This is a genomic window from Cohaesibacter gelatinilyticus (genome assembly GCF_900215605.1).
Lineage (GTDB): Bacteria > Pseudomonadota > Alphaproteobacteria > Rhizobiales > Cohaesibacteraceae > Cohaesibacter > Cohaesibacter gelatinilyticus.
Genome location: NZ_OBEL01000001.1, coordinates 1,746,278 through 1,760,798, shown reverse-complemented (window position 1 = coordinate 1,760,798; position 14,521 = coordinate 1,746,278). Strand labels below are relative to the sequence as shown.

Annotated in this window: 13 protein-coding genes and 1 tRNA gene; 9 read left to right on the top strand and 5 right to left on the bottom strand. The window is 50.0% G+C overall.

Annotated features, from left to right (window positions below):
- The first annotated feature begins 53 nt into the window (after nt 1–53).
- Nucleotides 54–488 (top strand): ion channel, encoded by a 435-nt coding sequence (locus CRO57_RS07835; protein WP_097152718.1) that lies wholly within the window; start codon nt 54–56, stop codon nt 486–488.
- A gap of 18 nt (nt 489–506) precedes the next feature.
- On the opposite strand, the gene folK is transcribed toward CRO57_RS07835, so the two are convergent.
- The 3 genes from folK to folP are packed head-to-tail and all read right to left on the bottom strand — an operon-like array spanning nt 507 to nt 2,221.
- Complete coding sequence (folK, locus tag CRO57_RS07830) at nt 507–980, bottom strand: 2-amino-4-hydroxy-6-hydroxymethyldihydropteridine diphosphokinase (RefSeq protein WP_097152717.1); 474 nt, start codon at nt 978–980, stop codon at nt 507–509.
- Nucleotides 977–1,351 carry a dihydroneopterin aldolase gene (folB, locus tag CRO57_RS07825; protein ID WP_342068272.1) on the bottom strand — a complete coding sequence of 125 codons (375 nt, stop codon included), beginning with the start codon at nt 1,349–1,351 and terminating at the stop codon, nt 977–979. The genes folK and folB overlap by 4 nt, the downstream gene beginning before the upstream one ends.
- Before the next feature lie 33 nt (nt 1,352–1,384).
- Nucleotides 1,385–2,221 carry a dihydropteroate synthase gene (gene folP / locus CRO57_RS07820; protein WP_244580031.1) on the bottom strand — a complete coding sequence of 279 codons (837 nt, stop codon included), beginning with the start codon at nt 2,219–2,221 and terminating at the stop codon, nt 1,385–1,387.
- A 322-nt stretch (nt 2,222–2,543) separates the two neighbouring features.
- On the opposite strand from folP, the gene CRO57_RS07815 reads away from it, so the two are divergent.
- From CRO57_RS07815 to nadC, 4 genes are all read left to right on the top strand, one after another.
- On the top strand, nt 2,544–4,574 hold the full coding sequence (locus CRO57_RS07815) for an acetyl-CoA carboxylase biotin carboxylase subunit (RefSeq protein WP_097152714.1): 2,031 nt from the start codon (nt 2,544–2,546) through the stop codon (nt 4,572–4,574).
- Nucleotides 4,575–5,077: 503 nt separating this feature from the next.
- A complete protein-coding gene (nadA, locus tag CRO57_RS07810; protein ID WP_097152713.1) occupies nt 5,078–6,157 on the top strand; it encodes a quinolinate synthase NadA in 1,080 nt (359 codons plus the stop codon).
- Between the two features lie 22 nt (nt 6,158–6,179).
- A complete protein-coding gene (locus CRO57_RS07805; protein WP_097152712.1) occupies nt 6,180–7,826 on the top strand; it encodes an L-aspartate oxidase in 1,647 nt (548 codons plus the stop codon).
- A gap of 1 nt (nt 7,827) precedes the next feature.
- Nucleotides 7,828–8,724: a carboxylating nicotinate-nucleotide diphosphorylase gene (gene nadC, locus CRO57_RS07800; RefSeq protein WP_097152711.1), complete on the top strand. Its 897-nt coding sequence runs from the start codon at nt 7,828–7,830 to the stop codon at nt 8,722–8,724.
- A gap of 49 nt (nt 8,725–8,773) precedes the next feature.
- Here the strand turns inward: nadC and CRO57_RS07795 are convergent, their stop codons facing one another.
- Both CRO57_RS07795 and lipB read right to left on the bottom strand, forming a co-directional pair.
- Complete coding sequence (locus tag CRO57_RS07795) at nt 8,774–8,983, bottom strand: Flp family type IVb pilin (protein WP_141401203.1); 210 nt, start codon at nt 8,981–8,983, stop codon at nt 8,774–8,776.
- Between the two features lie 557 nt (nt 8,984–9,540).
- Nucleotides 9,541–10,245: a lipoyl(octanoyl) transferase LipB gene (gene lipB / locus CRO57_RS07785; RefSeq protein ID WP_097152708.1), complete on the bottom strand. Its 705-nt coding sequence runs from the start codon at nt 10,243–10,245 to the stop codon at nt 9,541–9,543.
- A gap of 102 nt (nt 10,246–10,347) precedes the next feature.
- On the opposite strand from lipB, the gene CRO57_RS07780 reads away from it, so the two are divergent.
- The 4 genes from CRO57_RS07780 to CRO57_RS07760 all read left to right on the top strand — a co-directional run bounded on the left by CRO57_RS07780 (nt 10,348) and on the right by CRO57_RS07760 (nt 14,376).
- On the top strand, nt 10,348–10,623 hold the full coding sequence (locus tag CRO57_RS07780) for a FliM/FliN family flagellar motor switch protein (protein WP_097152707.1): 276 nt from the start codon (nt 10,348–10,350) through the stop codon (nt 10,621–10,623).
- A gap of 114 nt (nt 10,624–10,737) precedes the next feature.
- Nucleotides 10,738–10,824: transfer RNA gene (locus CRO57_RS07775), tRNA-Leu, on the top strand.
- Nucleotides 10,825–10,928: 104 nt separating this feature from the next.
- On the top strand, nt 10,929–12,419 hold the full coding sequence (locus CRO57_RS07770; RefSeq protein WP_210200783.1) for a DEAD/DEAH box helicase: 1,491 nt from the start codon (nt 10,929–10,931) through the stop codon (nt 12,417–12,419).
- A 313-nt stretch (nt 12,420–12,732) separates the two neighbouring features.
- Nucleotides 12,733–14,376 carry a nitrite reductase gene (locus CRO57_RS07760; RefSeq protein WP_210200782.1) on the top strand — a complete coding sequence of 548 codons (1,644 nt, stop codon included), beginning with the start codon at nt 12,733–12,735 and terminating at the stop codon, nt 14,374–14,376.
- Nucleotides 14,377–14,521 lie beyond the last annotated feature (145 nt).

Genomic DNA, 14,521 nt, shown 5'->3' with positions numbered 1-14,521 from the left:
ATATCGCGCCAGACAGATAGGGTGCTGATGGCTTTGGAAGATGGACGTATGTTATGTTATTGAGCTTGATCGTTGGCAGCTGTGTGATCGCCGTCTGCGTCTTCATACAGATTTTTGGTGTGATTGAGCTGAGTGTGCGGGTCAAAGCATTGGCACGCTTTGGTGCAAATATCACCATTCATTACAAGAAAATCTGGCTGATGGTAGCAACGGTTCTGGGTATTTTCGGGATCCATGCGTTTCAGATCTGGGTTTGGGCTTTTACCTATTGGTTGATCGGGGCACTGCCGGATTTTCAGATGTCGCTCTATTTCTCAACCGTCACTTTTTCCACGCTCGGCTATGGTGATGTCATTCTCGAGGAGAAATGGCGTATTCTGGGAGCGTTGGAAGGGATTGCGGGCTTCATTCATATCGGTTGGTCAACGGCCTATCTGATTACCGCCAGCACTCGTTATGGTCCCTTTACCGAAGGGGATCATTTCTGATCCCCTCTCATTTTGATTTCAAAGGCGCTTGATATCGCTGATATCGAGATGTGTCAGAGCCTGATCAATGCTCTGTCCCTTCATTGTGAATTCTGGAGCGATGTCCTTTAGTGGCACCAGTACGAAAGCGCGTTCCATCATGTAGGGGTGAGGAACAGAGAGGTTATCTTGCTGAATTCTTTCATCCCCATAGGTCAGGATATCGATGTCGATGATCCGAGGTCCCCAATGTTCAATTCGTTCTCGACCCATGTCATGCTCTGTTTGCAAACATTGAACCAAAAGCTCTTCCGCAGGCAGGGATGTTTCCACTTCTGCGCAAGCATTGACGAAAGGGGCCTGATTTTCATTTCCCCAGGGCGGAGTTTTATAGAAACCTGATAGAGCGGTCAGCTTGATATTCGGGTGCTCGTCCAATCGATCGACGGCATTGCGGATATTCTGGGCTGCGTCACCGATATTGCCGCCAAGGCTCAGAAAGGCGCGGATCATAGATTGTAATCCTTGCGTGCGCGGGTGATCTCCACCGCAATATCTTTGACAATTGCCGGGATTGGTGCTTCGGGCTTTCTTACCTTCAAGCGCAAGCTTTGCAGCTTGTCCATATTGCTCAGCAAATCCCTGGCCACCGCTTCTGCCAGAGCTTCGATCAGGTTGAACCGCTGCTTGGTGACGATTGTTTCCACGCGTTTGGCGATATGGTCATAGCGTACGGTCTGATGCTCATCGTCTGTCTCACCTGCCGGGCGTAGATCCAGATAGCAGTCGAGATCGAAGTAAAAGCGCTGGCCGAGATTGGCCTCTTCCTGATAAACGCCGTGATAGGCGAAGAAAGCCAGATCGCGCAGAATGATTCTATCCATTATGAGTCCTTTATTCGGCTTCTTGTTGCAGCTTCATTTGGCTTGTTGAATGGCTCGGGTGATTTTCAAGGCGTCCAGATGTGCTTCAACGTCATGCACACGGAAGATATGCGCGCCTTTCATCTGGGCAATCACGTTGGATGCTATGGTGCCGAAGAGGCGATCCTGAGGCTCTTTGTCCAACAGCTTGCCAATGAAACTCTTGCGAGAGGTGCCCATCAGCAACGGGTATCCCCAAGCGGCGATCTCTTCCAGACGATTGAGGATGACCAGATTATCCTCAAAGCTTTTGCCAAAGCCGATGCCGGGATCAAGGATGATATGACTATCATTCAAACCTGCCTTTAGGGCGATCTCGATTGAGCGATCGAAAAAACGTTTCATGGCCTCCAGCAGATCGACGTCGGCGGGAATGCTCTTTTCCCAATGATTGACGATGACCGGCGCCTGATGATCAGCCGCTGCTTTTGCAATATCCGGTTCACGCTGTAAACCCCAAACATCATTGACGATATGGGCACCAGATTTGAGGGCTGCATCCGCGACCTTGGCTTTGTAAGTGTCGATTGAGACGGCCGTACCAAGCTTTGCAGTTGCAATGGCTTCAATTGCGGGTTTGATACGGCTCAGTTCTTCGTCCAGTCCGACGACCTGTGCGCCCGGGCGAGTTGATTCGCCGCCAATATCGAGAATATGCGCACCTTCCCGGGCTAGTTGTCTGGCGTGGGAAAGAGCTTTGTCTTCTTCGTCAAACAAACCACCGTCGGAGAAAGAATCGGGTGTGACATTGATGATGCCCATGATCAAAGGCATGCTATCCGGTTGCCACTCAATTGGTCCCAATGGTCGGGGGGCAAGAGATTTGCTCACGATCACAACTCCTGTCGGTTTTGTTCAGATTGGACAGCGCTCCGGCTGTGTGTTTATCGCTTCTTTTTTGGGCTACCTATCGCCCTAAGATCAAGTGAAAGGCATCAAAAGCGACATCTGGGCTTAGTTATCCTCAAGCTGGGGCGGTCAAATGGTCCATTTTGACCCATAAAGGCTTAAACCAAAGGCGAATTTTTGCCCTTCCGTGCACAGATTTGCCTGTTTTTTGGCTACGTCCGCCGTTCGTCCGAGTTGTTTATCTGTTTGGCTCGTCCTACAACATGGGACCAGAAGAAAAACCAAACGCATGTGCAGGATTGTCATGTTCAAAAAGATTTTGATTGCTAACCGCGGGGAAATCGCCTGCCGCGTGATTAAGTCAGCTCAGCGGATGGGTATTAAAACCGTCGCTGTCTATTCCGACGCGGACCAGGACGCTCTGCATGTGAAAATGGCCGATGAAGCTGTTCATCTCGGCCCACCAGCAGCGGCAGAATCCTACCTGCTGGGTGACAAGATCATTCAGGCTTGTAAAGATACCGGTGCAGAAGCTGTTCACCCGGGTTATGGGTTCCTCTCCGAGAATGCTGATTTCTGTAAGGCGCTGGCAGAAGCCGGCATTGAATTCATTGGTCCACCTACTGGCGCGATCAAGGCCATGGGCGACAAGATTGAATCGAAGAAGTTCGCCAATGAAGCCGAAGTTTCCACCGTTCCCGGCCATATGGACGTGATCGAAGATGCCGAGCACGCGGTGCGCATCGCCAGGGATGTCGGTTTTCCTGTCATGATCAAGGCATCTGCTGGCGGCGGCGGTAAAGGCATGCGTATTGCCTGGGATGAAGATGAAGCCCGTGAAGGTTTCCAGCTGGCCAAGTCCGAGGCCAAATCATCCTTTGGTGATGATCGCTGCTTTATCGAAAAATTCGTTGTTGGCCCGCGCCATATCGAAATTCAGGTTCTGGCTGACAAGCATGGCAATGCTGTCTATCTGGGTGAGCGCGAGTGCTCCATTCAGCGCCGTAACCAGAAGGTGATTGAGGAAGCTCCATCGCCCTTTTTGGATGAGAAAACCCGCAAAGCCATGGGTGAACAGGCTGTGGCTCTGGCCAAAGCGGTGGATTATTGCTCTGCAGGCACCGTGGAATTCATTGTCGACAAGGACAAGAACTTTTATTTCCTGGAAATGAACACGCGTTTGCAGGTGGAGCATCCAGTTACCGAGCTGATCACCGGCGTTGATCTGGTCGAACAGATGATTCGCGTTGCCTATGGTGAGAAGCTGGAAATTGCGCAGGACGATGTGAAACTCAATGGTTGGGCTATTGAGAGCCGCATTTATGCTGAAGATCCGTTCCGCAACTTCCTGCCGTCCATCGGTCGTCTGGTGAATTACATGCCGCCACAAGAGGGTACTGTTGATGGCCTGACCATCCGCAATGATACCGGTGTGGTTTCGGGTTCTGAAATTTCCATGTTCTATGACCCGATGATCGCAAAACTTTGTACGCATGCAAATAGTCGCGAAGCTGCCATTGCTCATATGTCTACCGCTCTGGATGCATTCGTTGTGGATGGGATTGAACATAACGTGCCGTTCCTTGCCGCTCTGATGGATCATCCACGTTGGAAAGCTGGTAATTTGACCACTGCCTTCATTGATGAGGAATATCCTGACGGCTTTGAGGGCGTGTCGTTGAATGAAGAGAGCGAGAAAGCCTTGGCTGCTGTGGCTCTTTCCATGGAACTGGTTCGCAAGAATCGTCTGGACGACTTCATTGATCGCATGGCACCTCACTCTGGTGAGACCAGGCAGGAATGGGTTGTTGCGCTTTCCAAGGAAAATCGCGTTGCAGTGAATTTTGTCGCTGGTATGCCGTCGACGCCTATCGAGATGGATATGCGCTATGAAGATGGTTCGAAGGTTGCTGTGGTGTCTGACTGGGTGCCTGGAGCCAATCTCTGGACTGGTACTGTTGGCGGCAAGAAACTGACTGTGCAGGTTCGTGCTGGTCTTAATTCTTATCAACTGACCCATTCCGGTGTACAGGTTGATGCCAAGGTTATGCGCCCGAATGTTGCGGCCATGGAGGCCCTGATGCCGGTTCGCATTCCGCCAGATACATCCAATCTTCTGCTTTGCCCGATGCCCGGTTTGGTGGTGTCCATCGCCGTTCAGGAAGGTCAGCAGGTGCAGGCTGGTGAAGCTTTGGCGACCGTAGAAGCCATGAAAATGGAAAATATTTTGCGTGCTGAGCGTGATCTGGTTGTTTCAAAGATCAATGCTGTTCCTGGTGATAGCTTGGCCGTTGATGCCGTGATCATGGAGTTTGCATCTGGTGATGACGCGTAAAACTCAGATCAATTAAAAGTTCAAAAAACCCGGCCAGTTTGGCCGGGTTTTTTTATGCCTGCCAGCCCTTCGCTAGTGATGGCAGTAATACGCGCCTTGGGGGCAGAATAATTTCAGATAAATTGGAAGCGAGATTGAGATGAGCTTGAAAATCCAACCCTTTGAAAATGAAATGAAACTGTTATTGGGTTTGCGCTGGGTAAGTGAAATTGAAGCCATCTAAAATGCGTGATTGTATTTTTGTCGTCCAAATGAACGTCATGATGAGATTTTTTTAAAACTCTAATTGTTTGTTTTTGTTGATTATTATCTCGTGGCAATAGGAGTGAAATCTTGTTGACCATTTTATAGCCTTGCTTATGCTCAAAATTAGTATAAGTAAGTTAGGGAAGCAAAGGCGAAGCCCCCAAGCATTGTGACAAGGTTTGTTTGGAGGGAGGGCCGGGTGCTGCTCGAAGGACCCATACAGCATATAGCTGAGAAAAAGAGGAGGCATAGACCCCATGTTGTTGCCTGCACAAACTGTGACCGATTTTGCCACCCGCGATCTGTCAAAGGCGGCCTTGAATCGAGGTATCCTGCCAGCGCCGTCACTCGAATTTACGGACGAAATCGCCTCGGAGACCGCTCATGTCTATGAGAAGGTCAAGGATGTGATTCCACCGATAGAGTGGCCATTTCACGCGCCCTATATTTCCGCGATCAACCGGATCAAGAAAGAGCGCGGCGCCGTGATTCTCGCTCATAATTACCAAACACCGGAAATTTTTCATGGTGTTTCGGATTTCAAGGGTGACAGCCTGCAGCTGGCAATTGAGGCGGCGCGGTCAGACGCTGATCTGATTGTTCAGTGTGGCGTACACTTCATGGCGGAAACCTCAAAAATTCTATGTCCGGAAAAAACGGTACTCATCCCTGATGCGACAGCTGGCTGTTCGTTGGCCAGTTCCATCACTGCTGCCGATGTGAGGGCTCTGAGGGAACAATATCCCGGTGTTCCAATCATCACCTATGTGAACACGTCAGCGGATGTGAAAGCGGAATGTGATATTTGTTGTACATCTTCCAATGCGGTTCAAATCGTTGAAAGCATGGGAACGGATCGGGTGCTTCTGATTCCGGATCAATATCTGGCGCGCAATGTGGCCGCACAAACTGATGTGGAAGTTCTAACTTATGCTGGGTCCTGTGAAGTGCATGAACGGTTCACAGCTGAGGAATTGCAGAATTATCGCAAATCCATGCCTGATGTGCAGATTATTGCCCATCCCGAATGTCCGCCCGAAGTGGTGGCGGAAGCAGACTATTGTGGGTCTACAAAAGGCATGATCGATTGGGTCAAGAACAATCGTCCTGAAAAGGTGATGATGATCACCGAATGTTCCATGGCAGACAATGTGGCCAGTGAAACGCCGGATGTGAACTTTGTTCGGCCCTGTAATTTTTGTCCGCATATGAAAAAGATCACGCTGCCCAAAATTCTCGACAGTCTGCTCTATATGCAAGAAGAGGTGACGGTTGATCCGTTCGTGGCCGACAAAGCTCGCCGGGCGGTGGAACGTATGATCAATCTCAAGTCCTGAGACTGGTTGGCGGATAAGTTCCATGATTGCTTCCATTCCAAATACGACTCGACCAGCCAGATGGCCCCACAATGATGATGTCATCATTGTGGGTGGGGGACTTGCAGGCTTGTTCTGTGCTCTCAAGCTTGCTCCTATACCAGTGACGGTCCTGAGTGCAGCGCCAATAGGTGAGGGATCATCTTCTGTTTGGGCACAGGGTGGAATAGCTGCAGCTGTATCTGAAGGTGACAGTGTCGAAGCACATGTTGCCGATACGCTTAAGGCCGGGGCAGGCATCGTCGATGAGGAAATTGCCACTCTCATGAGCTCTCATGCTGCAGATCGCATCCTTGATCTGCTCGAAGTTGGTGTTCCGTTTGACAAGGATCTGGAAGGTAAGCTGTTATTGTCCCGCGAGGCGGCCCATTCGACACACAGGATCGTCCGGGTTTCTGGTGATCGTGCCGGTGCGGCTATCATGGAGGCCCTGAAACGACGTGTGCTGGGTACAAGATCCATCCGGCTGGTTTCAGGGTATCAGGCCGAAAGCCTGCATATGGGCGAGGGGCATGTGGTGGGTGTGATTGCCCGCAGACGAAGCGATGAAAACCGTTTAAGTGAAGCAGTGTTGTTTCCTGCACGCACAGTTGTTCTGGCTTCTGGCGGTGTCGGACATCTTTACAAGGTGACAACCAATCCGTCCGAGGCGAATGGTGATGGTATGGCAATGGCTGCCCGGGCAGGGGCCATGATTGCCGATCCGGAATTTGTACAATTTCACCCGACTGCACTTGATGTTGATAAGGATCCGGCTCCTTTGGCGACGGAAGCCTTGCGGGGGCATGGTGCGTATCTGATTGACAGGGATGGAAAGCGTTTCATGCTTGAAGAGCATGAGGATGCAGAACTTGCTCCACGTGATATTGTGGCTCGGGCTATCCATCGACAGGTCATATCTGGCAATGGTGCGTTTCTGGATTGTCGAGAAGCCGTCGGAAAGCATTTTGCAAGGGATTTTCCGACAGTCCATGGATATGCAGTTGATGCCGATCTGGACCCGATGACTGATCCGCTACCCGTTGTACCGGCAGCCCATTATCATATGGGTGGTGTGTTGACTGACGCCAGAGGGCGGACCAGTTTAGATGGTCTATGGGCTGCAGGTGAGGTGACTTCCACCGGAGCCCATGGAGCCAACAGGTTGGCATCCAATTCTCTTCTGGAAGCGGTGGTGTTTGCTTCCTGTGTGGCGGAGGACATAAATGGACAACTCCATGCATCGAACATAGTGAAATGGCCGGAATATGACGGGGAAGATCTGCTTCCTGATCAGGTCCAACCTTCAGAAGACGTGGATCTTCTGCGTAAAACAATGAGCCTCTATGTCGGTGTCGAGCGTAATGCCGAAGGGCTGAAAGAAGCATTGCAGGTCTTTGTTGATCTTGAAAAGAAGGCCGTCAGTCAGAGTTTTGTGAACCAGTTGACTGTCGCAAAAATGATCGCCGTTGCTGCCTGGTTGCGCCAGGAAAGCAGAGGGGGACATTATCGGATGGATTTCCCAAACTCTGAAGCGAATTGGCAACATCGGACATTCATCAATCTCCGGCAGGTTGATGAGGCCATCGCTGACATTCTGGCACCGTCTTCTCTTTCCACGCCGGCCCAAAAATCCAAGAAAAGAGTGTGATATGACCATCCAATCCGGCACTTTTGCTGCGGATAATCTCTATCTGCCACGCCCGCTTGTTGATGCGGCGGTTCAGGCTGCCCTTGTTGAGGATCTTGGTCGGGCTGGAGACATTACCACGCTGGCGACGATTCCGGATGCTGCCAATGCACAAGCAGTTATTGCCGCACGCCACAAGGGGATCATATCCGGCCTGCCCGTTGCTGAAAGAGCATTCAAGCTGATTGGAGATCGACGGGGCGAGGAACTACATTTTGAACCGGTTGTTGAGGATGGGGTAAGCGTTCAGCAAGGTGATGTGATTGCCAGGATTGCGGGCCCGGCTCGCTTGCTTCTCTCGGCTGAAAGGGTCGCGCTGAACTATATGGGGCGTATGTCAGGAGTTGCGACAGCGACCCGAACATTTGTCGATCTGATTGAGGGTACCGGTGCCAAAGTTACCTGCACACGCAAAACAACTCCTGGCTTGCGAGCATTTGAAAAATATGCGGTGCGATGTGGAGGCGGCTCCAATCATCGCTTTGGCCTAGATGACGCCGTTCTTATCAAGGATAACCATATTGCCGTAACAGGATCTGTTGCAGGCGCAATAAGACAAGCGCGGGATTTTGTCGGGCATCTGGTCAAGATCGAAGTGGAAGTCGATACGCTGGAACAATTGGCTGAGGCTCTCACTGCGAGTCCTGACGTTGTTCTGCTTGATAATATGGAGCCAGACAAGCTGCGTGAGGCGGTTACGATGTTGGAGGGAAGTGGTGTTATTGCAGAAGCATCTGGTGGTATCACTCCGGATTCAGTGCGTTCTATCGCTGAAACAGGAATTGACTATATTTCTACCGGCTTCGTCACGCATTCATCTCCTGTTTTTGATCTCGGGCTGGATATCAACGTTTCCTGAGCGGGTTTTCATGTCAGTTTTCAGAAGATGCCGGGGATCTCATCGCTTGCTATCTGGCAACACCATCAAGAGCATCGCTGATTCTTTCGAAGAAATTGATCACGATGTCTTTGGTTTCGGTGGCGACTGGATAGGCGATGCCAACACCCAGTGACATCATGAGTGCATATTCCAGAGCTGTGCTGGCGTCTTCGTCTGCCAGAAATTCTTTGCTTTTTGACAAGAAAGAACAAGAAGGGGGATCGAATTGTATCAACATGGATTTACTCATCAAGGATTGCATGAGGCGACTTTGCGCGTCACTTATGCTTAATGTCCAGTTAATAGATTTGTTTATTCGCAGATAGGTTCTGTTAAGCTTAAGCCTTAAGCATGATCTTCGCTCAAGCTTATGTATTGATACATATGTCCCAATTGTTGCTCGGCAAAAAAACAGATCGCATTCGTATTTTGTTCTGAGCGAATACAAAAGCTGGGGTAATTGTGATGGGAATGCGAGCAGATTTTTTGAAGCACTTGGGACAGGTTGGAATTATGGCCGCAGGAGTGCTCCTTGGTCTCTCCTTATCTGCCAACGTGAAGGCTGGTCGGTAGGGCAGGGAAAACTGAAGGGTATCGGAGCTGATTATGCCAGCGGAACTGTTCAGCACGGAAATACAATCTTCTCTCTCAGCTGTAGATCCGATTTTCAGGATATCACCGCCAATTTCATGGATCTTCCCATGCCAAAAGCAACTTTGATGGATGGAGCGGGCCATCCGTAAACATTGCTTCCCAAATGTTTGCTAGTTCAGGCCAGGCGTTTTTTGTTTGGCCTTACCCTTGCTGTGTCGGGCCAAACAGCTTTTCGAACTCTTCACGCAAGGTCATATCCACCTCAGGCATGGTGATGGGATAGCCCAGGTCCACAAAAGAAGTAACGCCGTGTTTTTCGATTCCACAGGGCACGATACCGCTATAGTGAGATAGGTCAGGTTCTACATTCAGGCTGATGCCGTGGAACGTAACCCATTTGCGCAAGCGAATCCCGATTGCGGCGATCTTGTCTTCTATGCCTTGGCCCTTTTCCGGGCGTTCTACCCATACTCCAACGCGATCTTCTCGGCGCTCACCTTTGATATTATGAGCTTCCAGTGTGTTGATGATCCACTCTTCCAATGTGGCGACGAAAAGACGCACATCTTGAGAGCGGCGTTTTAAGTCTAGCATGACATAGGCAATACGCTGTCCTGGGCCGTGATAGGTATATTCTCCACCGCGGCCGGTCTCGAAGACATCGAATCTGTCAGGAGCGATCAGATCGGCAGGATTGGCGCTGGTGCCTGCTGTGTATAAGGGCGGATGTTCCAGCAGCCAGACGCATTCTGGAGCGGTTCCGTTCGCGATTTGCTTGATCCGTTCCTCCATGAAGCTCTGAGCCTCTGGATAGGGGACAAGAGAATCGGTTATGCGCCACTCCACAGGCTCGTTGTGGTTTGACAGCATGGAGTGGCCTGCAATTGTGGAACGGTCGGTGGTCATGGTCGATTGGAGCTCTTTTGTTAAGACTTCATTTACCAGATGGGGTAACACTCTATTAACAACTGACATAAGCGATCCGTGAGGTTCACGGAAGGGATAATCGTGACAAATCTCGACAATATTGCAATCAACATTTCCGTGCAGCTGGGAGAAACCATGATTCCCATCCATCAATTGCTGCGTATGGGCCGTGGGGCGGTGATCGAGCTCGATGCCTTTGAAGAAGATGATTGTCTGATTTTGGCCAATGATGTGCCGGTTGCTCATGGGCAGGTCATATTGCGTGGTGAGAAAGTTGGTGTTTCCATTACCAGAGTCCTGACACGCAGCCCGTCCTGGCGTCCTTTACGGGGTATCAACAGAGTAGAAGCGGGATAGTCATTTCTTTTTCACAAAGCTGTTGATCTGATACTTAAATACTTGTGCGATCTCAAACAGTTTGCTAGTTACACGCCACCAACAAGACGACATGTCTTGACGCATTGCGGATTAGCGGCCGTGGCGGAATTGGTAGACGCGCAGCGTTGAGGTCGCTGTGGGGTAACTCCCGTGGAAGTTCGAGTCTTCTCGGCCGCACCATATCAAAAAGCTCTCAAGGCACAGCCTTGAGAGCTTTTTTGTTATTATAATAGCTCTTTTGAAAATGACGATTTGGCTCTGGACAGGCCGGAAGGATGTTTCTTGTGACTGGATTTGCTGAACTGGGATTGGACACGGCTTTGCTCAAGGGAGTGGAAGCTGCGGGTTACAGTGCTCCAAGCCCCATTCAGGAGCAAGCTATTCCCGTTGTTCTGAAGGGTGGGGATGTACTTGGCTTGGCACAAACGGGCACCGGTAAGACGGCTGCTTTTGGCCTTCCTCTTATTCAGAAACTGACCGCGTTAGACACAGATCTAAGTGAGCGACAGGTTCGCTCTCTTATCTTGGCACCTACACGTGAATTGGTCCTTCAGATAGCAGAAGCGCTGAAAAGCTATGCCCAGGGCTCAGATTTGCGCATTCTGAGTGTGGTCGGTGGCGCGTCCATCAATGTGCAGATTAAGTTTCTGCTCAAAGGGACTGACATACTGGTAGCGACTCCGGGTCGGTTGATGGATCTGTATGAGCGTGAAGCTCTTTTCCTGGATGGTGTGGATACCCTGATTTTGGATGAAGCGGACCAGATGTTGGATCTTGGTTTCATTCATGTGTTGCGACATTTGACAAAGATATTGACTGCTCCTCGTCAGACGCTGTTATTTTCTGCGACCATGCCAGCACCAATTGCCAGGCTATCACGAGATTTTCAAAACGATCCCGTACGGATCGAGGTGGCTCCTGCGGGTCGAACGGCCGATAAAATTACTCAATGGGTGCATTATATTGGCACACAAAATCGGGTGGACTTCCTCAAAAATTGTCTTGCTGAGCATATGGATGGTGTCAGTGTTGTGTTTGCACGTACCAAGCGTGGTACGGAAAAGCTGAAGAATGTGCTGGTTGATGAGGGTTTTGCCGCCGAATCTGTACATGGCAATAAAAGTCAGGCGCAACGAGACAAGGCCATTCGAGATTTTAAATCGGGTAAGGCCAATATTTTGGTGGCGACAGATGTTGCTGCACGCGGAATTGATATCTCCGGTGTCAGCCATGTCTACAATTATGATCTCCCAGACGTTCCTGAAATTTATGTGCACCGTATTGGTCGCACTGCACGCGCTGGTGCTGAAGGGGAAGCGATAAGTTTTTGCCGTCCGGTCGATCTGCATTTGTTGGCCGAGATTGAAAAGCTTTTGGGCAAGCGGCTTCCTGTTGCCTCTGGTGAGCGTCCAACAGCTGAGGAAATCAGAAAATATGGTGCCAAACCTGTAAAAAAGACGTCTGGGAAGAGCGGACGCGGCACATCTAACGCAAAGGTACAGGCTGTCAATGACGGATCTTCTTCTCGTTCTGGTCCCTTATCCGCGAAAACCAAGACGGCAACCTTACAGGTTGAAAACTGGAACCCGTTGGAAAGTGAAAAGCCAACCAAAAAACGACGCCCCAAAAAAAGTGCTAATGAAGTAGAGCAAGGGACAGCGTTTGTAGAGCGCTCGGCTCCAGCCAAGAAGGGGAAGCAAGCAAAAAAAGCTTCTGCCAAGCGCTCTGCCTCTCGACGCAAAGCTGCGGCCAAGAGAGCGTTGCGACGCACCTGACTGTTTTCAACTCGTACAGATAATTGAACCAGGCCCTGTGAATTCATGAATCACTGTGTCACGGATTGTATGCGTAATGAGATACCTATCCCATCAATCTGATCATGTGAGGTTCGGTATCGCTTTTTTCATCTCATCTTCTTTGAAATTTTCCCGTCTTGATTGTGAAATTGGGTTGGCAGAAAACTGCCGTTTTCTCTCAATAATGCGGTTATATTTTACAGTGTTTTTCTCTGCTTGACGATCATCAAGGGGACTTTGGGCAACATGAACAATATTTAATCTGCCTGGTCCGTTTGTCGGGGAGAACGACATGAACCCTAAGTCATTTATGAGAAAAACAGCTCTGCTTTCTGCTGTTGCTCTTCCATTCGCTGCTTCTTTTGCGCTTCCTGGCGCTGCTCTGGCTGAAGAGCCAAAGCTTTCCAAAGAAGCATATGAAAGCTCCAAAACTCTTTACTTCCAGCGCTGCGCGGGTTGTCATGGTGTTCTGCGTAAAGGTGCTACCGGTAAAAACCTTGAGCCAGAAGCTACCCGCAAGCTGGGTCAAGAGCGTCTTGAGAAAATCATCACCCTCGGTACCGAAGGTGGCATGAACAACTTTGACGATATCATGACCGAGCAGCAGATCAAGGATATGGCTACCTATATCCAGCTCGAAGCTCCGAAACCACCAGAGATGGATATCACTCTGATGAAGGACCGCATGAAAGTTTATGTGGATCCTAAAGATTATCCAACAAAGCCTCTGCATGGCCGCAACTGGGAAAACTTCTTCGTTGTGATCGAGCGTGACGCTGGTAAAGTTGCTATCGTTGACGGTGACAAGCACGAAATCGTTGCTCATTTGGATACCGGTTATGCTGTGCACGTGATCAAAGGCACCGAAAAATCCACTATGGAAGGTGCAGCTAAAGATCCGGGCCGCTTCTGGTACACCATGGGTCGTGATGGCAAGTTGACCAAAATCGATCTGTGGCAGACACCTGATAAAATGCGCGTAGCTGAAGTTCAGGTTGCTTACGATGCTCGTGACGTTGCTGTTTCTGGCGATGGCAAATACATCGTTGGCGGTGGTTATTGGCCTCCACACTTCGTTATCGTTGACGCAGAAACCATGGAGCCGAAGAAAGTTGTTTCTTCCCGCGGTGTGAACGTTGACGGCGACTATGTTGAAGAGTCCCGTGTCGCTGCTATCTATGCTGTGCCTAACACCAATGACGTTCTGGTTTCCATGAAGGAGCTGGGTCAGATGTGGCAGGTCAATCTGGATGATGTTGCAAACCTTGCAATCACCCAGATGGATACTTCCAAGTTCCTGCATGACGGTTTCTTCGACCCAACTTCCCAGTACTTCCAGATTGCTGCAAACGCTTCCAACCAGATGGTTGTGGTTGATGCGAAAACAGCTAAGCATGAAGCGACCATTGATGTTGGCAAGCTGCCTCATCCGGGTCCTGGTGCTAACTGGAATGATAAAGAATGTGGCCCAGTTGGTGGCACCACTCACCTTGGTGAAGGTACTGTCACTGTATGGGGTAACGACCCTAAAGGTCATCCAGATCAAGCTTGGAAAGTCTGCTACACTGTAGAAACCGACGGTCCTGGCCTGTTCATTCGTACCCATCCGAAGAGCAAGTATGTATGGGCTGATCAGACCAAGCATCCGGATCCAGAAGTACAACAGTCCATCCAGGTTATCTCTAAAGATACCCGTGAAATCGTGAAAACAATGCAGCTGACCGACAAGCCTGGTTATGCTGTGGTTCACTCCGAGTTCAACGCTGATGGCTCTGAAGTATGGGTATCCATCTGGAACCGTTCTACCAGCCTTGAGCCAAATGGTGAGATCGTTGTTTTTGATGCGGAAACTCTTGAAGAGAAAACCCGCATTAAAGGCTTCTTCGCACCAACTGGTAAGTTCAACGTTTACAACCGTGCTCACCACGTAACGTAAGCTGAACATATCCCATTGAGAAGGCGGGGATTTCCCCGCCTTCTTTATCTCAGCTCATTTCCATTGAAATGAGAAAAGGGCCGTCGGCTCTTTCAGGATCAGGAGACCTGTCCCCGCAAATTTCGGATCAAAGGTTGAACCTGAA